The 20,518-nt window shown below is 72.2% G+C and carries 9 protein-coding genes; all 9 read left to right on the top strand.

All coding sequences use genetic code 11. The features are described 5' to 3' along the window. Window positions 1–82 precede the first annotated feature (82 nt). The 9 genes from metK to GZ997_RS01220 all read left to right on the top strand — a co-directional run bounded on the left by metK (window position 83) and on the right by GZ997_RS01220 (window position 20,498). A complete protein-coding gene (gene metK / locus GZ997_RS01260; protein ID WP_162678535.1) occupies window positions 83–1,288 on the top strand; it encodes a methionine adenosyltransferase in 1,206 nt (401 codons plus the stop codon). A 23-nt stretch (window positions 1,289–1,311) separates the two neighbouring features. Further along, window positions 1,312–3,393 (top strand): primosomal protein N', encoded by a 2,082-nt coding sequence (locus tag GZ997_RS01255; RefSeq protein WP_343212239.1) that lies wholly within the window; start codon window positions 1,312–1,314, stop codon window positions 3,391–3,393. Between the two features lie 32 nt (window positions 3,394–3,425). Beyond that, window positions 3,426–4,088: an HAD family phosphatase gene (locus GZ997_RS01250; RefSeq protein ID WP_161924049.1), complete on the top strand. Its 663-nt coding sequence runs from the start codon at window positions 3,426–3,428 to the stop codon at window positions 4,086–4,088. Window positions 4,089–4,092: 4 nt separating this feature from the next. Continuing rightward, window positions 4,093–5,046 (top strand): methionyl-tRNA formyltransferase, encoded by a 954-nt coding sequence (gene fmt / locus GZ997_RS01245; RefSeq protein WP_162678534.1) that lies wholly within the window; start codon window positions 4,093–4,095, stop codon window positions 5,044–5,046. Window positions 5,047–5,054: 8 nt separating this feature from the next. Beyond that, window positions 5,055–6,548, top strand: a complete 1,494-nt coding sequence (locus tag GZ997_RS01240; RefSeq protein ID WP_238994154.1) for a transcription antitermination factor NusB — start codon at window positions 5,055–5,057, stop codon at window positions 6,546–6,548. Window positions 6,549–6,574: 26 nt separating this feature from the next. Continuing rightward, window positions 6,575–7,249, top strand: coding sequence for a ribulose-phosphate 3-epimerase (rpe, locus tag GZ997_RS01235; protein ID WP_161924046.1), 675 nt, complete (start codon window positions 6,575–6,577; stop codon window positions 7,247–7,249). Window positions 7,250–7,471: 222 nt separating this feature from the next. Next, window positions 7,472–9,337 (top strand): biotin carboxylase N-terminal domain-containing protein, encoded by a 1,866-nt coding sequence (locus GZ997_RS01230; RefSeq protein ID WP_308807252.1) that lies wholly within the window; start codon window positions 7,472–7,474, stop codon window positions 9,335–9,337. A gap of 62 nt (window positions 9,338–9,399) precedes the next feature. After that, window positions 9,400–10,968 carry an acyl-CoA carboxylase subunit beta gene (locus tag GZ997_RS01225; protein WP_161925326.1) on the top strand — a complete coding sequence of 523 codons (1,569 nt, stop codon included), beginning with the start codon at window positions 9,400–9,402 and terminating at the stop codon, window positions 10,966–10,968. Window positions 10,969–11,021: 53 nt separating this feature from the next. Next, window positions 11,022–20,498, top strand: a complete 9,477-nt coding sequence (locus tag GZ997_RS01220) for a type I polyketide synthase (RefSeq protein WP_162678531.1) — start codon at window positions 11,022–11,024, stop codon at window positions 20,496–20,498. Window positions 20,499–20,518 lie beyond the last annotated feature (20 nt).

Genomic DNA, 20,518 nt, shown 5'->3' with positions numbered 1-20,518 from the left:
AGGAGGCAACTCCGAATATCCGATCACTCGATCATCCACCCCGCGACCACGCACCCACCAACTAGCAAGGACCACACCGCTTATGGCATCCAACTCCCTCCGCATGTTCACCTCCGAGTCCGTCACCGAGGGGCACCCGGACAAGATCTGCGACCGCGTCTCGGACGCGATCCTGGACGCGATCCTAGCCCAGGACCCGGCCGCGCATGTTGCTGTGGAGACCATGGCCACCACCGGGCTCGTGCACGTCGCCGGCGAGGTGAGCACGAGCGCCTATGTGGAGATCCCCGACATCGTCCGCAGCGAGATCGTCTCCATCGGCTACACCTCCTCCGAGGTTTGCTTCGACGGCGCCTCCTGCGGCGTGTCGATCTCAATCGGCCAGCAGTCACCCGACATCGCCGCAGGCGTGGACAAGGCCCTGCAGGTGCGCGGCGACGCCGCGGACCTGGACCCCCTGGACTTCCAGGGAGCCGGCGATCAGGGGCTGATGTTCGGCTACGCCTGCACGGACACCACCGAGCTCATGCCGCTGCCGATTCACCTGGCCCACCGGTTGGCGGAACGCCTGGCGTACGTGCGCAAGCGGGGCATCATTGACGGACTGCGGCCGGACGGTAAGACCCAGGTCACCATCGGCTACGACGGTGCCACCCCGGTTTCGCTGGGAGGAGTCGTGGTGTCCACCCAGCACGATCCGGACCGCAGCCGGGCCTGGCTGACAGACGCGGTCAACCAGGAGGTGATCCGCCCCGTGCTGGACGCCGAGGAGGACAAGGGCCTGAGGCTTGCCACCGCCGACGCCGAGGTCCTGGTCAATCCCTCCGGCCAGTTCGTGATCGGCGGACCCGCCGGTGACGCCGGCCTGACCGGTCGCAAGGTCATCGTGGACACCTACGGGGGCATGGCCCGTCACGGCGGGGGCGCCTTCTCCGGCAAGGATCCCTCCAAGGTGGACCGCTCCGGCGCCTACGCCATGCGGTGGGTCGCGAAGAACGTGGTCGCCGCGGGACTGGCAGACCGTTGCGAGGTACAGATTGCCTACGCGATCGGATCCGCGCGCCCCGTGGGACTGTACGTGGAGACCTTCGGCACCGAGCAGGTGCCCGTGGAGCGGATCACCACCGCCATCGAGGAGGTATTCGACCTACGGCCGGCCGCGATCGTGCGCGATCTGGACCTGCTGCGGCCGATCTACCGGAGCACCAGCGCATACGGTCACTTCGGCCGTGCGGGGTTCACCTGGGAGAACACCGACCGGGCCGCGGCTCTACGCGCCGCCTGCTGAGGACTTCAGGCGGGGGAGCGGTCGTGGTCCCGGGCGTTGGCGTACCCGGCGCGCAGGCGCAGCAGGGCTCGCTCCTGGACGCCCCGGCGACTGCGGTGCGCCGCGTGACGGCCGCGGGAGTGAGGCTGCCCGTGGCGCGCGTGCTGCTGGAGACCGCCGTGCCCCACCTGGACCGGCTATTCGACTACCTGGTGCCGCCCGAGCTCGACGTCGCCGCAGGCGTGGGCACACGCGTGGTCGTCCGCTTCGGTGGGCAGGACATGCACGGCTGGATCTGGGAGCGTGCAGGCACCACCACCCACCCCGGCAGGCTCGCCGCCATCCGCCGGGTCGTCTCCGACCTGCCGGTGCTGACCACCGAGACGATGCGACTGATTGAACTGGTGGCGGCACGTAGCGCCGGGGTGCGCTCCGATGTCGTCCGGCTGGCCGTCCCGGCCCGGCACGCCACCACCGAGCGCGAGGAGCGTGAGCGGCCGACTCCGCAGCTGCCGCAGTGGTCGCCGCCGTCCACCGATGCCTGGGCGGTCTACGACGGCGGTCCCGACTTCCTGCGGGAGCTCGGCGCCGGCCGCGCCCCACGCGCCGTCTGGACCGCTCTTCCCGGTCGCCGCGGGCAGGTGGCGCACTGGACCACTCTGCTCGCCGACGCCGCCCGGGCCACGCTGGCCAGCGGGCGCGGCGTACTGGTGCTCCTCGCCACGACGCAGCGCGCCGAGTCCGTGGCCGCGGACTTGAGCTCCGCCCTGGCGGGAGAGAGCGTAGCGGTCCTGTCCGCTGAGCATGGCCCCTCTCGGCGCTACCGGGCATTCTTGCGCGCGCTCAGCGGGAGGGCCCGCGTAGTCGTTGGCACCCGCGCGGCCGCCTTCGCCCCGGTTAGCAATCTGGGCCTGGCAGTCATCTGGGACGACGGCGATGACCGGCTCGATGAGCTACACGCCCCCTACGTCCATGCCCGCACCGTGCTGGCGCTGCGTAGCGGCTCGGCCGGAGCCGGATTGCTGATCGGCGGGTATACGCGCTCGGTTGAGGCCCAGGCCTATGTGGAGCAGGGCTGGGCAGTTGATCTTCACGCCCGCCGGGAGACGGTGCGCGCCGCCGTAGCGCGCGTGCAGGTGCCCGGCGCCCCCGAGCTTGAGGCGGAGGGCCCCTCCGGCGGCGCCCGCATCCCTTCCCTGGCCCACCGGGCTGTACGTGCGGCCCTGGCACACGGTCCGGTGCTGGTACAGGTGCCACGCGGGGGATACGCACCGCTGGTGGCCTGCTCCCGCTGCCGGGAGGTAGCCCGCTGTGGCTACTGCTCCGGACCGCTGGCCATGGGCCGGGACGGGACGATCACCTGCCGCTGGTGCGCACGCACGGCCGCGAACTGGCGCTGCCCCACGTGCGGCAGCCGGCGTTTACGCATGGTGCAGGTAGGTACCACCCGCACCGCCGAGGAGCTGGGCCGGGCCTTCCCGGGCACCCCCGTCGTGACCTCCGGCGCACGTGAGGACCATGGGGTGATCGCCACGGTAGACGCCCGCCCGCGCTTGGTGATCGCCACCCCGGGGGCGGAGCCGGTGGCCGAGGGCGGCTACCGGGCAGTGCTGCTGCTGGACGGGGCGGCGCTGTCCGCCCGCGCCGAGCTGGGTGCCTCCAGCCAGGCCCTGCGGCACTGGACGAATGCCGTTGTACTGGCGGATCCGCAGGCGCGGGTAATGGTCCTGGGCCGCCCCCATCCGGTGGTGGCACAGGCACTGGTGCGGTGGGACCATGCGGGGTTCGCCCGGCGCGAGCTGGAGGAGCGGGCCCAGCTGCACCTGCCGCCGGGCTGGCGCGCCGCCCGCGTGGACGGCCCGCGTTCCCGCCTGGAGGGAATCTTCGAACGGGCGCGGGCGGCTGGTTTTGAGGTGCTGGGGCCCGTCGCGGTCCCCGCCCGTGCTGCGGGCGGTCCCGGCGCCCCGGAGGCGCAGCCGGAGCCGGAGGCCACGCGGGGCCTCATCCGCACGCCCCTGCCGCGGGGGCGCGAATTGGCCGAGTTCCTGCGACTGCAGGTGCGGGAGGCGTCGGTACGGCGGGAGGATCCCGTCCGCGTCGAGCTCGACCCGACCGTTTTGTGGTAGCAGCTGCCGGCGCACTGTGGGAGGCTCCTGCCATGTCCGTCCACACGATCCCCGTCGGCGCCCCTGGCAGCGGCATAGACGTCGTCGTCTTCGACTACGGCAACGTCATCTACACCTGGGACGCCGTCGGAGCGGTAGCCGGACGGGTGCCCCTGCGCGACTGGCGGGAGTTCGTGGACACGGGGGAGTTTGCGCGCTGGAACACCCTGCTGGACGCCGGCGCGCCCCTGGAGCAGGTCCTGGACCAGCTTTGCGCCACTCGCCCCGGTCGTCCCGAGTGGCCCCGGATGCTGCGCACCTACTGGGACCACTTCAGCGACACCAAGACCGGCCCGGTGCCCGGTACGGCCGCCGTCATCGAGGACCTGCTCAGGGCCGAGGTGCCCCTGTACGCACTGACCAACTTCAACGACGTGCTGTTCGATGCCACCCGGCACCTGTCACCCCTGCTGGACCGCTTCCACGGCGTCGTCGTGTCCGGGCGCGAGCACCTGGTCAAGCCCGATCCCGCCATCTACCACCTGCTGCTGGACCGTTATGGGCTGACCGCGGAACGTACCCTGTTGGTCGATGACTCCGCAGCCAACGTGCAGGGAGCACGGGCGGTGGGCATGCGCGCCCACCGCTTCACCGGAGCCGGCACGCTGCGCGCCGTCCTGATTGAGCAGGGCCTGCTGCCGGCGCCCCTAGACTGACCCCATGCGCGTTCTGTTCGCCGGAACCCCACAAACGGCCCTGCCCGCGCTGCGGGCACTGACCCAGGCACCCGAGCATGAGGTAGTCGGGGTGCTCACTCGCGCCGACGCCCCCCGGGGGCGTGGGCGCACCCTGCATCCCTCGCCAGTGGCCGCAGCCGCCCGGGAGGCAGGCCTGGAGGTGCGCACCCCCGCCACCTTGCGCGACCAGGACACGCAGGCATGGGTGCGCGGCCTGCGGGCGGACGTTGCCGTGGTGGTCGCCTACGGCCGGATCGTGCCCGCCGCGCTGCTGGATGTGCCCGTGCACGGATGGATCAACCTGCACTTCTCCCTGCTTCCGGCCTGGCGCGGTGCCGCCCCGGTGCAGCGCGCCCTGATCGCCGGGGACCACATCACGGGAGCCAGCGTGTTCCGCCTTGAGGAGGGTTTGGACACCGGCCCGGTGTACGCGCGCATAACCGAGGCGATCCGGCCCGATGACACCGCCGGCGCCCTGCTTGAACGCCTCGCCGACGCCGGGGCGCCGCTTTTGCGTGAGGTCCTGGCCGGACTGGAGGCCGGCACCGTGAGCCCCGAGCCGCAGGACGGTGACACCGCCACTTACGCCCCGGTGCTGACGCCGGCCGACGGGCGCGTCGACTGGAATGACAGTGCCGCCGCCATTGACCGCCTGATCCGGGGCGTAACCCCGGCGCCGGGCGCCCACACCAGCTACCGGGGCGCCCGCATGCGCCTGGGACCGGTGACCCCCATCCCCGACGCCGCTGGGCTCGCCCCCGGAACGCTGCAAGTGACTAAGCGGGAAGTGCGCGTGGGCACCGGGGCCGGCCAGGTCAGGCTGGGCCGGGTCGCACCTGCCGGGAGGAACTGGATGGATGCCGACGCCTGGGCCCGCGGCGCCCGCCCCGCACCCGGTACCGTGCTCGGAGAACTACCACAGGACGCCGACGAATGAGAGATGACATGACCCGCCCGGACCGCCGCTCCGTATCGGCAGCGGATCGGCCGCGCACTCGCCGAGGCACGACCCCCGTGCCGACCGGGCCCGCGGTAGATCCGGTTCGCCTGGCCTGCCTGCACGCGCTTACCAAGGTGCGCGAGGACGACGCCTACGCAAACCTGGTACTGCCCGAGATTCTCGACCAGGCTCGGCTCGAGGGACGCGACGCCGGCTTCGCCACGGCCCTGACCTACGGGACCCTGCGCCTCCAGGGCCGTTATGACGCGATTATCGGGATGTGCATAGACCGACCCCTGGGGCGGGTGGATGCGGTTGTGCTGGACGCGCTCCGACTAGGGACGCACCAGCTCCTGGGCATGCGCGTGCCCACTCATGCCGCCGTATCCACCACGGTCGACCTGGCCGCGTACAGTGCCGGCCGCGGCGCCGCGGGCTTCGTCAACGCCGTGATGCGCCGCATCAGCGAGGAAGACCTGGATGGGTGGCTGGCCCGCCTGCGCGCCGACGCCCCGGACGCCCTCACCGCCCTGTCCCGCACACATTCGCACCCCGTCTGGGTGGTTAAGGCCATGCGCCAGGCCCTGAAGGTGAACGGGCGCCCTAACCAGGGCGATGAGCTGGAGGCCCTGCTGGATGCAGACAACACCGACCCCCAGGTCACGCTGTGCGCCAGGCCGGGGCTGATCGGCGTGGATGAGCTCGCCGCGCAGGTGCACGCCGCCACCGGGGAGGAGCCGCGTCCCGGGCGCTTGAGCCCCTACGCGCTGGTCCTGTCCGGCGGCGATCCCGGACGCATAGAGGCGGTGCGGGACTCGCGCGCCGGCGTTGAGGACGAGGCCAGCCAGCTCGTGGCGCTGATGCTGGCCGAGGCGCCGCTGGAGGGCAGCGACGCGCGCTGGCTCGACCTGTGCGCCGGCCCCGGCGGCAAGGCCGCCCTGCTGGGGGCTCTGGCCGCCGGCCGCGGTGCCAGGCTCGTCGCCAACGAGGTTGCCGCCCACCGCGCCCGGCTGGTGGATGCGGCCGTGCGTGCCCTGCCCGAAGGCGTCGTGGAGGTGCGGGCCGACGACGGGCGGAACATCGGACGGCAGGAGCCCGGCGCCTACGACCGTGTCCTGGTGGACGCGCCCTGCTCCGGACTGGGCTCCCTCAGGCGCCGTCCCGAGGCGCGCTGGCGGCGCACGCCCCAGGATGTGGCCGCGCTGGCCGAGCTGCAGCGCGAGCTGCTCGCCAGCGCTGCGGCGGCCGTGCGTCCGGGCGGCGTAATCGCCTATGTCACCTGCACGCCCCACGTACTGGAGACGAACCTGGTGGTGCGTGACGTGACCAGGCAGGTGGCCCGCTCCGGTATCACCCTGGAGCCACTGCACGCCGGCCGCCTGGCCGCGGCCGTGTCCCCGCAGGCCCCAGCAGCAGCCGACCGGGAGGCACTGCAGACCTGGCCCCATCTGGACGGTGCCGACGCCATGTTCTGCGCCCTGCTGCGGCGTACCGTATGACTAGTCCCGCGAGCCAAGGAGCCCATATGACCCCGGCGATCCACCCCTCCATCCTCAACGCCGATCAGCTGCGTCTGGCCGCCGAGCTGGACCGGGTGCGTACCGCGGACGGCCTGCACGTGGACATCATGGACAACCACTTCGTGCCCAACCAGTTCGGGGGCCCCAGCCTGGTCGAGTCGGTGCTTGCTCACACGGCGCTCCCGGTTGACGCGCACCTGATGATCACCGACGCTGACCGCTGGGCGCCCGCTTACGCCGAGGCGGGATGCGCCATCGTCACCAGCCACATCGAGGCGACCAGCGCACCGTTCCGCCTGGCCCGGGAGCTGCGGCGGCTGGGGGCCGGCGTCGGCCTCGCCCTGCGCCCGGCGACCCCTTTGACGGCGGTGGAGCCGCTGCTGGGAGAGCTTGATCTGCTGCTGCTGATGACTGTTGAGCCCGGCTTCGGCGGGCAGTCGCTCCTGGAACCGATGCTGGACAAGATCGCCGCGGCCCGCCGCATGGTGGGCCGCAGTGGTCAGCAGCTGCGTATTCAGGTCGACGGCGGCGTGACCGAGCAGACCATCGTGCGCGCCGCGGAAGCAGGCGCGGATGTGTTCGTCGCCGGGTCCGCGGTCTACCGGGCCGAGGACGCGGCGGGCGCGGTGGCGTCGCTGCGGGCGCGTGCCGCCGCCCACACCCACTCGGACGTCGGCTGACACGCCCGCTGCCACTTTCAAGGTAACGGACAGGATTTGTTGCGTTTCCACAATAGGCTCCTGTGAGTCCCCAGCCGTATCGTTGAGGTACGGCGGGATTCGCCTGTCATGCCCGATAATGTCTCGCTTGAGACTTGTAGGCAAACGCGAGTCCGCGTCGGTTCGTGGACATGCCCCGAACCGGCCCGCCCACACCTGCCAGCCCACCCCAGGAGCCGCCCAGTGACCGCTGCCGCGAGCCAAGTACGCCCCCTAAACCGCATCCTCATCGCTAATCGCGGCGAGATCGCCCTGCGCGTGGCACGCACCGTCAGGGACCTCGGCGGCATCTCGATCCTGCCCTACACGCCAGAGGACCTGATGAGTCCCGCGGCGGAGCTTGCAGACGAGGCCCACGCCCTCCCGGACGGATCCGGCTACACCGACGCGGAGGCCATCATCGAGCTTGCGCGCCGTACCGGCGCCGACGCCATTCACCCCGGTTACGGCTTCCTGTCAGAGGACGCCGACTTCGCGCAGGCGGTCGCGGACGCCGGCATGACCTGGGTGGGGCCCTCACCCGCAGCCATGCGCACCCTGGGCGACAAGCTCAGTGCCCGCGCCGCTGCGGTCGCAGCCGGCGTTGAGCCCGTCCCCGGTATCACCGACTCGGTCACCGATCCTGAGGCCGTCATCGCCTTTGCCGCGACACACGGCTACCCGGTCGCGCTCAAGCGCACCGACGGCGGGGGCGGACGGGGCATCACCGTGCTCGCCGACGATGAGGCTGTGCGCACCACGCCCGCCTTCGACTCCGCCGCCGGAGTCGGCACGCTCATCCTGGAGCGCTTCGTCACTGCCGCCCGGCACGTGGAGACCCAGTGCGCGCGCGACGCCCACGGCGCCTTCGCCGTCGTCTCCACCCGCGACTGCACCCTGCAGCGCCGCAACCAGAAACTCCTCGAGGAGGCACCCGCCCCCTTTCTGCCCGACGATGTTCAGGCGCGCCTGCACGAGGCCTCCAAGCGCCTGCTGGACGCCGTTGACTACGTAGGCGTGGCGACCTGCGAGTTCCTCCTGACCCCCGCCGGCGAGCTGTGGTTCCTGGAGGTCAACCCCCGTCTGCAGGTCGAGCACTGCGTCTCCGAGGAGGTCACCGGCGTGGACCTGGTGGAGACCCAGTTGCGCATTGCGGCCGGCGGGCACCTGGGCCACGTCCCGGCCCCGCGGGGGCACTCCCTGGAGCTGCGGATCACGTGCGAGGACCCCGCGCAGGGGCTCACGCCGTCCACCGGCACGATTACGCGTCTGCGCTGGCCGGCGGGTCCCGGAGTCCGCATCGACTCCGGAGTGGTTGAGGGGGACACGGTTACCCCTACCTTCGATCCGATGCTCGCCAAGATCGTGGTTACCGGGGCTGACCGCGACCAGGCCATCCGGCGGGCGCGGCGGGCCCTGAGGGAGACGGTCGTGGAGGGCGTGACCGTCTGCGCCTCACTGCACGCCCACGTGCTGGAACGCGAGGAGTTCACCCGGCCCGACGCCGACGGCGGGCTGGGGGTTACCACCCGCTGGCTGGAGGAGGCGGTTCTGCCGGGCCTGCGCTCCGGTGCCGCCGCACCCGCCGCGGGTGCCGCCGACGGCACGGGGCAGGACAGCCACCGCACGCGGTCCACCTACGTGGTCGAGGTCAACGGCCAGCGCCTGCAGGTGACTGTCCCTGACGGCATTCTCGGCGGTCACAACCGCCGCCTGGGAGCAGGCTATCCAGGGGGCTCCAACTTGGCGCAGCAGCCACTGCGCGGGCGCGGGAACGGCCGCGGCCGCGGTACGACCGCAAGCAGCGCGCAGGGGGGAGATCCCGGCGCGATCGCCGCACCCATGCAGGCCATTGTGACCCGTATCTGCGTGTCCCCGGGGCAGCGCGTGCGCGCCGGCGACCTGCTGGTGGTACTGGAGTCCATGAAGATGGAGAACTACGTGCACGCCCCGGATGACGCCACGGTTGCCGACATCCCCGTTAGCGCCGGGCGCACCGTGTCCGCCGGGGAGATCCTGGTCCGGATGCGTGATATCCGTGATGATTCCGAGTCCAAGCAGGAGGACTGAGCATGGCTGAAGCAGTTGCAGCAACCAGCGCCGTCGCGGATGCCGCCGCGCCGGAAGCCACGATGGCGGCCTCGCCGGCCACGACCGCCTTCCGGGAGCGCATCGCCCGCGTCGACGCCGAGGCCGAGGAGCGAGCCGCGTCCCGCCAGCACGCCAAGGGCAAGCAAACCGCCCGCGAGCGCATCGATATGCTGCTGGATGCGGACTCCTTCCTGGAGATCGGGCGTTACTCCGGCTCCGGCGCAGGCGAGGGCGCTCGCCCGTCCGGTGTGGTCACCGGCTTCGGGCAGATCGGCGGCCGCCAGGTTGCCGTCTACTCCCAGGACTTCTCCGTCTCCGGCGGCGCCCTGGGCAGTGTCGAGGGTGACAAGATCGTGCGCCTGCTCGACGACGCCCTGCGCCTGTCCATACCGGTGATCGGCCTGATCGACTCCGGCGGCGCCAAGATCCAGGAGGGCGTGGCCGCGCTGCGGCAGTACGGCCGCATCTTCAACCGCACCTGCGCCGCCTCCGGCCTGGTGCCACAGATCAGCGTCATCCTGGGGCCCTGCGCCGGGGGCGCGGTGTACAGCCCGGCCCTGACGGACTTCGTCATCGCCACCCGCGAGGCCTCCCACATGTTCGTAACCGGCCCAGACGTGGTGCGCGCCGTCACCGGCGAGCGCATCAGTGCGGAGGAGCTCGGTGGGGCCGACATCCACGGCTCGGTGACCGGGGTGGTGCACTACGTGGCCGATGACGAGGACGACGCCCTGGCGCAGGTGCGCACCCTGCTGGCCTACCTGCCCTCCTCATCCGACCAGGAGGCGCCCCGCTACGCCTACGAGGACGCCGATCGGGCGGCAGACCGCGACGCCGCCGCCGAGGTCGGCAAGCTGGTGCCGGCCTCGCCCCGCCAGCCCTACGACGTCACCGCCGTGGTCACCGCCCTGGTAGACCATGGGGAGCTGGTGCAGGTGCAGGAGGACTTCGCCGCCAACGTCGTGGTCGGCTTCGCCTGCTTCGAGGGGCGCCCCGTGGGCGTGGTCGCCAACCAGCCGCTGGTGGATGCCGGCACCCTGGACGTGGACGCCTCGGAGAAGCTGGCGCGCTTCGTCCGGTTCTGTGATGCCTTCGGCCTGCCGGTGGTGACCTTCGTGGACGTGCCCGGCTACCGTCCCGGGGCGGAGCAGGAGCACGCCGGCATCATCCGCCGCGGCGCGAAGGTGATTAACGCCTACGCCTCCGCCACGGTGCCGTTGGTAACCGTGGTCCTGCGCAAGGCCTACGGCGGCGCCTACATCGTGATGGGTTCGAAGGCGATCGGTGCGGATCTCAACTTCTGCTGGCCCGGCGCTGAGATCGCTGTGCTCGGCGCCCAGGGAGCCGTGGGGATCATTCACCGCCGCGAGCTGCGCAAGGTGCGTGAGGAGGCCGGTGAGCAGGCCGCCGCCGCCGAGCAGCAGCGCCTGGTCGACGAGTACACCGAGACGGTCATCAATCCTGACAAGGCGGTTGCCATCGGAGAGATTGACGCCGTCATCGCTCCCGAGCACACGCGCACCGTGATCGTCGACTCCCTGGCCGCCCTCGCCGATAAGCGCGACGGGCGTCGCACGCCCGCCAAGAAGCACGACAACGGCCCACTATGACCTACAGCTCCAACTCTCAGACCTCTTCACCCGACCGAACAACCGAGGACCGCATGACCACTCAGCCCACCAACCCAGATACCGTCGCCGAACGCTTAAGCGGGGGCGAGGCCTACGTACTCGCCTTCGGTGGCCAGGCCACTCCCTGGCGCACCACGCTGGAGGAACTGTCAGGACTGGATCGTGATCTCGCCACCGAGCTGGTGGCGATTGACGCCGCCGTCGCCGAGCGACTCGCTCCGGTGGCCACCGACCTGCTGACCATCACCCCGCGCGGCTCCCGCTTCTTCGACTCCTCCGGTGCGCCGGTTGCCCCGGCACCCGGGCGCGGCGGCGCGGACGGTGCGGACGTGTCCGTGCCCGGAATCCTGTTCGCCCAGCATGCGGCCCTGTCCTGCCTGCCCGGAGCCGGCATCGATCCGGTCGGCACCAGCGGCCCGGATGCTGTCATCGGCCACTCCCAGGGAGTGCTCGGCGTCGCCCTGCTCGAGGCGCTGCGCCGCGCCCGCCAGGACGGGGACGAGTCACCGGCTCCCGCCGGGGTGGTGCAGGCGCACGCCATTGCCCGTCTGATCGGTGCCGCCGCGGCCCGCACCACCGGTCGGCTCAACCTGGGCACGGTGGGGGAGACCACTCCCATGCTGTCGGTGCGGGGGGTCACCCGTGCAGTCCTCGACGGCGTTCTGGCCCAGGTGCCCGGCGCGCACGAGCTCTCCGTCGGCGTGATCAACGGGCGCCAGGCGCACATCCTGTCCGGCCGCCCCAGTGACCTGGAGCGGGTTGTCACCGCTCTGGAGGCGGCAGCCCGCCGCTCCGAGCAGGACCGCAAGGAGCGCCGTCGCGGCGGCGCCGTCCTGAACCCGATCACCGAGTTCCTGACCACGTCGGTGCCCTTCCACACGCCGCTTCTGGCGAGCGCCGTCGACGATGTGGCTGCGTGGGCTGCCCGGGCCGGGCTGGACGAGGACCTGGCCCGCAAGCTCGCCGTCGCCGTGCTGATCGACCCGGTGGACTGGCCCGCCACGGTGCATGAGGCCCTCGCCGGGGGCGAGCGCCGACTGATCCTCGACCTCGGTCCCGGGACTGTGCTCTCCCGGCTGACCGAGCCGGTCGTGGCCGGCACCGGCACCACGGTGGTGCCCGCCGGCACCTCCCAGAACATTGACGACCTCGACCGCCCGGGGGCCGCGCCGGCGCCGACGGTAGACCGGGCGCGCTTCGCGCCGCGGTTGACGCAGCTGCCCGACGGTCGCATCACCCTGGACACCGCCTTCACCCGGCTCACCGGCCGCTCCGCGATCCTGCTGGCGGGTATGACCCCCACAACTGTGGACCCGGAGATCGTCGCGGCGGCAGCCAATGCCGGCTACTGGGCGGAGCTCGCCGGCGGCGGACAGACCACCGCCAAGGTGCTGGCCGACAACCTGGAAGGCCTGGAGGAGGCCCTGGAGCCGGGCCGCACCGCCGCCTTCAACGCCATGTTCATGGACCGCTACCTGTGGAACCTGCACCTGGGTACCCAGCGTCTGCTCTCCAAGGCGCGCGCCGCCGGCGCCCCGGTGGACGGCGTCGTCATCTCGGCGGGTATTCCCGAGCTGGATGAGGCGGTCACCCTGATTAACCGCCTGCGTGGCGAGGGCTTCCCCTACGTGGCCTTCAAGCCGGGCACGGTCGACCAGATCCGGCAGGTGATCACCATCGCCATGGCGGTGCCGGACGTGCCGCTGATCATGCAGATCGAGGACGGGCACGCGGGTGGGCACCACTCGTGGGAGGACCTGGACACGATGCTCCTGGCCACCTACGACTCCATTCGCGCCGTGGACAACATCGTGCTGTGCGTCGGCGGCGGCGTCGGCGCCCCCGAGCGCGCCGCCGACTACATCACCGGGCGCTGGGCCGAGGCCTACGGCACGGCGGCGGCCCCGGTTGACGGCGTGTGCGTGGGTACCGCGGCTATGACCGCCCTGGAGGCCAAGACCAACGAGGACGTCAAGCAGCTGCTGGTGGACACGCCTGGAATCGACCCCGCCCACGAGGGCGGATGGGTTGCCTCCGGCGCCTCCGCGGGCGGTATGACCTCGGGACTGTCCCACCTGCGTGCGGACCTGTACGAGATCGACAACTCCTCCGCCCGCGCCTCTCGGCTCATTCAGGAGATCGCCGGCAACGAGGCCGCCATGACGGCCCGCCGCGAGGAGGTCATTGCGGCCCTGGCCAAGACCGCCAAGCCCTACTTCGGCGATGTCGAGCAGATGAGCTACCTGCAGTGGGCCACCCGGTACGCGCAGTTGTGCGTGGCCCCGCACGACGGCCGCCCCGCGACCCGCGCGGACTGGGCCGACGAGGGCTGGTACGACCGCTTCCTGGACCTGCTGCACCGCATTGAGGCGCGTGTGAGCGACGCCGACCACGGGGAGATCCCCACCCTGTTCGCCGGCGAGGAGGACGTCCTGGACTCCGACGCCGCGCTGGCAGCGCTGGCGGAGCGGTACCCGGCGGCCGCCACCACCATGGTGGAGCCCTCCGACGCCGCCTGGTTCGTCGACCTGTGCCGCAAGCACCCCAAGCCGGTTCCCTTCGTTCCGGTGCTCGACGCCGACATCCTGCGCTGGTGGGGCACCGACTCGCTGTGGCAGTCCCAGGACCCCCGCTACACCGCGGACCAGGTGCGCATCATTCCCGGCCCGGTGTCGGTGGCCGGCATCACTACCATCAACGAGCCCGTCGGCCACCTGCTGGGCCGCTTCGAGACGGCCGTGATCGATGCCCTGCGGGATGCCGGCGAGCAGGCGGCTCCGGCCGCCGGACGCCTGGGCGAGTCCTGCGCCCCTGGCTCGCGCCCGGTGGCCGATGCCACCGAGCTGGTGCGGGCCACGCCCCACGTGCTGTGGAACGGGCACCTGACCGTGAACCCCGCCCGGGTGCTCACCGATGACGCCTACCGGGTGGTTGCGCGTCCCGACGTCGCCGAGGACGCCTACGACCTGGACATCACCCTGGACACACACTGGGACGGCACGCCCGGCGGTGAGGGGATTCACGCCGTGCGCCGGCTGGTGGTGCCGCTGCGGCTGGCACGCGCCTGGGACGGCGCCGCCCCCTTCGTGGACCCGGGCCGTATCAGCGACACCATGAACGACCTGCTGCGCAACACTGCAGGTGTGGGCGCGGTGTCGATCACCGGTGACCTGGTGGAGCAGCTGCCCGAGGTGATCCCCCCGCAGGCCGGCGCCGTAGACGCGCTTGGGCGTGAGGCCCACCAGCCCTTCGGCACCGTTCACGCGCGCTTCACCCTGGCCGACACCCTGGGTGCGGACCACGCCGCGGTCACGGCCGCGGCCCTGCCCACCACCCTGGCCGCCGCGCCGCTCGTGCCCGACGCCCTGCTCGGCCCCTGCTGGCCAGTCGTCTACGCAGCCCTGGGCAGTGTCGTAGAGGACGGGATGCCGCTGATTGAGGGCCTGCTCGGCGCCGTCCACCTGGACCACACCATTGACCTGCGCCGTCCCCTGGCTGACCTGGTGCAGCAGGCCGGCCCCGACTGCGTGATTCAGGCCGACGGCTGGGTCGCCGGGCTGGAGGAGTCCAGCGCGGGCCGCGTCGTCGACGTGCGCCTGCAGCTGACGGACACCACCGACGGCAGCCTGGTGGCGTTCATGCGCGAGCGCTTCGCCATCCGCGGCCGCGCCTCCGGCACCGCCGTGCCCAGCTCTCCCGAGCAGGCCGGCGGCACCGGCAGGGCGACCGTCCCGGCCGCCCGCCGCCTGCTGCGCCGCATCACAGTGACGGCCCCGAGCGACATGACGGCCTTCGCCCGGGTTACCGGCGACTTCAACCCGATCCACACCAGCTACCACGCCGCGAAGGTCGCCGGCATGGACGCCCCGCTGGTGCACGGCATGTGGCTGTCCGCCACTGCGCAGCAGACGGCGGCTGCCACCGCCATCGACGGCACGCGGCACGTGCTGGCAGGCTGGACCTACACCATGCACGGCCCGGTCGAGCTGGGGGACCACGTCCAGATCAGCGTGGAGCGCACCGGCCTGGTGGTCGGCGGCGGCGTGGTCCTGGAGGTCACCTGCCGCATCGGCGACGAGGTCGTCTCCCGCGGCACCGCGGTGACCGAGCCCGAGCCGACCGCCTACGTCTACCCCGGTCAGGGCATCCAGGCCCGTGGCATGGGTCTGGACGAGATGCGCAGCTCCAAGGCCGCCCGGGAGGTGTGGGAGCGGGCGGACGCCCACACCCGTGCCGAGCTCGGCTTCTCCGTGATCGCGCTGGTGCGCGACAACCCCACGGAGATGACCGCCCGCGGCGTGACCTACCGCCACCCCGACGGCCTGCTCAACCTCACTCAGTTCACGCAGGTCGCCCTGGCCACCGTGGCCATGGCCACCACGGCGCGCCTGGCCGAGGCCGGCGCCCTGGTGGAGTCGGCCGCCTTCGCCGGCCACTCGCTGGGCGAGTACACCGCCCTGAGCGCATACGGGCGCGTCATGTCCGTGGAGACGACGATCTCGATCGTCTTCCAGCGCGGGTCCACCATGCACTCCCTGGTGCCGCGTGACGCCACCGGCGCCTCCAACTACCGGATGGGAGCCCTGCGCCCCAACCAGGCGGGCATCCCCGCCGACGCCGTGGAGGAGTACATCCGCGAGGTCTCCGAGGCCTCCGGGGAGTTCCTGCAGATCGTGAACTACAACCTCGCCGGCGTGCAGTACGCCGTCGCGGGCACCATCAAGGGCCTGGAGGCGCTTGCCGCCGATGCCCGCGAGAAGGCGGCCGCCCGGGGCGGGAAGAACCCCTTCATGTACGTGCCCGGAATTGACGTGCCCTTCCACTCGGAGGTGCTGCGTCCCGGCGTACCGGAGTTCCGGGAGCGCCTGCTGGCGCTGATTCCCGCGGACCTGGATGTGGAGCGCCTGGTGGGTCGCTACGTGCCCAACCTGGTGGCCCGTCCCTTCGCGCTGACCCGCGACTTCGCCCGTGCCATCCTGGACGTGGTCCCCTCCGAGCCGGTGCGCGAGATCCTGGACGACTGGGACCAGTGGGCCGACCGGCCCACTGAGCTTGGCCGCCAGCTGCTGGTGGAGCTGCTGGCCTGGCAGTTCGCCTCCCCGGTGCGCTGGATCGAGACGCAGGACCTGCTGCTGGACGCCCCCGAGCAGGGCGGCCTGGGCGTGGAGCACGTCGTCGAGGTCGGCCTGGCGGCCTCCCCGACGCTGGCGAACCTCGCCTCCCGCACGCTGGCTCTGCCGCGGCACGCAGGCAAGCACGTGGTGGTGCACAATGCCCGCCGCGATGAGGCCCGCGTGCTGGCCACCGACACCGATCCGGCCGCCGGGCTGGAGGAGGAGAGCTTCGAGCTGCCCGAAGCGGCCGAGGAGAGCTCGCCGACCACCGCCCCGACGGAGGAGGCCGCCGCCCCGGCGGCGCCCGCGACGGCTCCGGCCCAGCCGGAACCTGCCGCCCCCGCCGCGGCTGCTCCGGCCGCTGCCGGACCGGTTGCGGACCTGCCCTTCGGTGCGACCGACGCCCTGACGGTGCTGCTGGCCCACGCCGCCCGCATCCGTCCCGACCAGATCGCGCCCACCGACACCACTGAGTCGCTGACCAACGGTGTGTCCTCCCGCCGCAACCAGCTGCTGATGGACCTGGGTACCGAGCTGCAGCTGGCCAGCATCGACGGTGCCGCCGACGCCGATATGGGCACCCTGGCCGGCATCGTCGCCAAGGGCGCCCCCGGCTACAAGGCCTTCGGCCCCGTGCTTGCGGACGCCACCCGCACCGGGCTGGGACGGATTCTCGGCCCCTCCGGGGTGCGCGCCGGCCGCATCGCCGACCGCGTGACCGGAACCTGGGGCCTGGGTGACGGCTGGGTCTCGCACGTGACTGCGGAGATCTTCCTGGGCACTCGCGAGGGCGCCTCCATGCGCGGCGAGGACCTGGCCACGCTGGGCTCCTCGGCCCCACTGACCAACGCCGGCGCCGTGGGCGCACTCGTCGACGCCGCGGTGCAGGCGGTTGCCGCCGCCCACGGCGTGACCGTGGCCATGCCCAGCGCCGGCGGTGCCGGGGGAGCGGTCGTTGACTCCGCCGCCCTGGATGCCTTCTCCGCGCAGGTCACTGGCGCAGACGGAGTCCTGGCCACTACGGCCCGCACTCTCCTGGATGCGCTCGGCCTGGCGGACAAGACGAGTGTGCCCGCCGACGCCGGTGACGAGGCGGCCGCCGCCCGCGCCGCCGTCGAAGCGATCGACGCCGAACTCGGCTCCGGCTGGATCAAGTCCGTGACCCCGGCATTCTCAGCGGACCGCGCCGTCCTCATTGACGACCGCTGGGCCTCCGCACGCGAGGACCTGGCCCGCCTGGGCAACGGGGAAATGGACCTGGAAGAGGCGAAGAGCCTCCTGGCTCCGCAGCGCTTCACCGGCCTGGGCTCGGCGGTCGCCGATCAGGCCGCCTGGTGGGGGCGCCAGCTGCGCGCGGCCGGCACGGCCGCGGACTTGGCCGAGCGCGCCGAGATCGCCGAGGCCATCGCCGCCGCGGCCGCGCAGAAGCCGACCGCCTCAGCGGCCGGCGTGCGCTGGGCAGATGACGTGGCGGTGGTCACCGGGGTGGCCCCCGGATCGATCGCGGCCGCCGTGGTCGGCGAGCTGCTGGCGGGTGGTGCCACCGTCGTGGCCACCAGCTCCCGCCTGACGCACGAGCGGCTGGCCTTCGCCACCAGCCTGTACCGCGAGCACGCCTCCGCCGACGCCCGCCTGTGGATTGTGCCCGCCAACCTGGCCTCCTACCGGGACGTGGATGCCCTGGCCGACTGGATCGGCAACGACCAGGTGGTCACCTCGGGCGGATCGACCAAGCTGGTCAAGGAGGCTCTGGTACCGACGCTGCTGTTCCCCTTCGCGGCGCCGCGTGTGGTCGGCACCCTGGCCGACGCCGGCCCGGCCGCCGAGTCTCAGACCCGTCTGCTGCTTTGGAGCGTTGAGCGCACCATCGCCGCGCTGTCTGCCATCGGCACCGACACCCACGTGGACCACCGTCTGCACGTGGTGCTGCCGGGCTCGCCCAACCGCGGCACCTTCGGTGGCGACGGCGCGTACGGCGAGGTCAAGTCTGCCCTGGATGCGGTGGTGAACCGCTGGCGGGCGGAGAAGAACTGGTCCGGGCGCGTCACGCTGGCCCACCCGCGCATCGGCTGGGTGCGAGGCACCGGCCTGATGGGTGGCAATGACCCGCTGGTGGAGGCCGTCGAGGCCGCCGGTGTGCGCACCTGGTCCACCCAGGAGATTGCCGCCGAGCTCGTTGAGCTGTGCACCACGCAGGTGCGTGGCCGCGCCGCGCAGGCGCCCGTGCAGGCCGACCTGACCGGTGGCCTGGGGGATGACGTGGACCTGGTGGCACTGCGTGAGAGCGCGCGTGCCGCTGCCCCCGCGCCGCAGCCGGAGCCTGAGCCGCAGGCCACGATCAAGGCGCTGCCCACCCCGCACGTGCCCACCCAGCCCACCGCGCCCGACTGGGGTGAGGTGGACGCCGAACTGGACGACCTGGTGGTGGTCGTGTCCACCGGCGAGGTCTCGACCTGGGGCTCGGGCCGCACCCGCCGCGAGGCGGAGCTGGGCATGACCGTCGGGGACGACGTGGAGCTGACCGCTGCGGGCGTGCTGGAGCTCGCCTGGGGCATGGGCCTGCTGACCTGGCAGGACAGCCCCAAGGCCGGCTGGTACGACACCGATGGGGAGTTCGTCGACGAGTCCGACATCCACGCGCGCTACCGGGACGAGGTCGTCGCCCGCTGCGGTATCCGCGAGTTCGTTGACGACGGTGTGATCGCCACGGAGGGCCCGGAGGAGGTCGCCGTCTACCTCGACCACGACATCACCCTGACCGTGGCAGATGAGGCGACCGCCCGCACCATTGAGGTCACCGACCCCGAGCACACGCTGGTGGCACCGGAGCTGGTGGGCGGCGCCCCCACGGGGGAGTGGACCGTCACCCGCCTGGCCGGCTCGCTGGCCCGGGTGCCGCGCCGCGCCACGCTGTCGCGCACGGTCGGCGGCCAGTTCCCGGTCGACTTCGACCCGGAGCGCTGGGGCATCCCCGCATCCATGGCACAGGGCATGGACACCATCGCCGCCTGGAACCTGGTCACCGCTGTGGACGCGTTCCTGTCCGCCGGATTCTCCCCGGCGGAGCTGCTGGCGGCGGTGCACCCCTCCGACGTGGCCTCCACGCAGGGCACCGGCTTCGGCGGCATGGAGTCCATGCGCAAGATGTTCGTGGGCCGGTTCCTGGATGAGGAGCGCCCCAGCGACATCCTGCAGGAGGCGCTGCCCAACGTGGTGGCCGCGCACGTGATGCAGTCCTACATCGGTGGCTACGGCTCCATGGTGCAGCCGGTGTCGGCCTGCGCCACCGCCGCGGTGTCCATCGAGGAGGGCTGGGACAAGATCGCACTCGGCAAGGCCGACGTGGTGGTGGCCGGCGCCATCGACGACATCTCGATCGAGTCGGTGGTGGGCTTCGGCAACATGAACGCCACCGCCGAGGCTGCGGCCATGTACGCCAAGGGCATCTCCGCCCGCCACTTCTCCCGCGCCAACGACCGCCGCCGCAGCGGTTTCGTGGAGGCCGAGGGCGGCGGCACGGTGATCCTGGCGCGCGGCTCGGTAGCGGCCCGCCTGGGGCTGCCGGTGGCCGGCGTGATCGGCTTCGTCTCCTCCTACGCCGACGGCGCCCACACCTCCATCCCCGCCCCCGGGCTGGGAGCGCTCGGTGCGGGACGCGGCGGCAAGGACTCCCGCCTGGCCAGGGCCCTGGCCAAGCTGGGTGTGGAGCCCGACGACATCGCCGTGGTGTCCAAGCACGACACCTCCACGGGCGCCAACGACCCCAACGAGTCCGAGCTGCACACGCGCCTGGCGCGCGCGCTCGGCCGCACCGAGGGCAACCCGCTGGTGGCCGTCTCCCAGAAGACGATCACCGGGCATGCCAAGGGCGGTGCCGCCGTGTTCCAGGTGGCGGGCCTGGCCGAGATCCTCGCGACCGGTGTGGCTCCCGGCAACACCAGCCTCGACGTGGTTGACGCCCCGCTCGAGAAGGACGCCTTCTGGGTATGGCCGCGCACTCCTATCCGGGTGGCGGGCCGCGGCGGCGCGGACGGGCGCACCCCGGGTGCGGGTCCGGTGCGTGCCGGCCTGCTCACCAGCCTCGGATTCGGGCACGTGTCCGGTCTGATCGCCCTGGTGCACCCCGGTGCCTTCGAGGCGGCCCTGCGCGCGCAGAGTGGTCAGGAGGCCGTGGACGCCTGGGTGGCCTCCGCCAACCGGCGCCTGGCCGCCGGCACCCGGCAGCGCCGTGCCGGCATGATCGGCAGGGCCACGCTGTTCGAGCAGATCGACGGCCGCCGCCTGGGCGAGGAGCGTAAGGGTCGTGACCCGCATGAGGTTGAGGCCGCCATGCTGCTGGATCCGGAGGCCCGCCTCGGTGCCGACGGTGTCTACCACACCGGCGAGCGCGCCTGACATCGCGAAACCGGCACAAG

Source organism: Actinomyces sp. 565, assembly GCF_010365615.1.
In the GTDB taxonomy this organism is placed as follows: domain Bacteria; phylum Actinomycetota; class Actinomycetes; order Actinomycetales; family Actinomycetaceae; genus Actinomyces.
This window is presented reverse-complemented; position numbering and strand designations above follow the sequence as displayed.

Excerpts from the sequence above, each read along its gene's own strand:
- metK (WP_162678535.1), top strand. The coding sequence starts at position 83 with ATGGCATCCAACTCCCTCCGCATGTTCACCTCCGAGTCCGTCACCGAG.
- GZ997_RS01250 (WP_161924049.1), top strand. The coding sequence starts at position 3,426 with ATGTCCGTCCACACGATCCCCGTCGGCGCCCCTGGCAGCGGCATAGAC.
- fmt (WP_162678534.1), top strand. The coding sequence starts at position 4,093 with ATGCGCGTTCTGTTCGCCGGAACCCCACAAACGGCCCTGCCCGCGCTG.
- GZ997_RS01240 (WP_238994154.1), top strand. The coding sequence starts at position 5,055 with ATGACCCGCCCGGACCGCCGCTCCGTATCGGCAGCGGATCGGCCGCGC.
- rpe (WP_161924046.1), top strand. The coding sequence starts at position 6,575 with ATGACCCCGGCGATCCACCCCTCCATCCTCAACGCCGATCAGCTGCGT.
- GZ997_RS01225 (WP_161925326.1), top strand. The coding sequence starts at position 9,400 with ATGGCGGCCTCGCCGGCCACGACCGCCTTCCGGGAGCGCATCGCCCGC.
- GZ997_RS01220 (WP_162678531.1), top strand. The coding sequence starts at position 11,022 with ATGACCACTCAGCCCACCAACCCAGATACCGTCGCCGAACGCTTAAGC.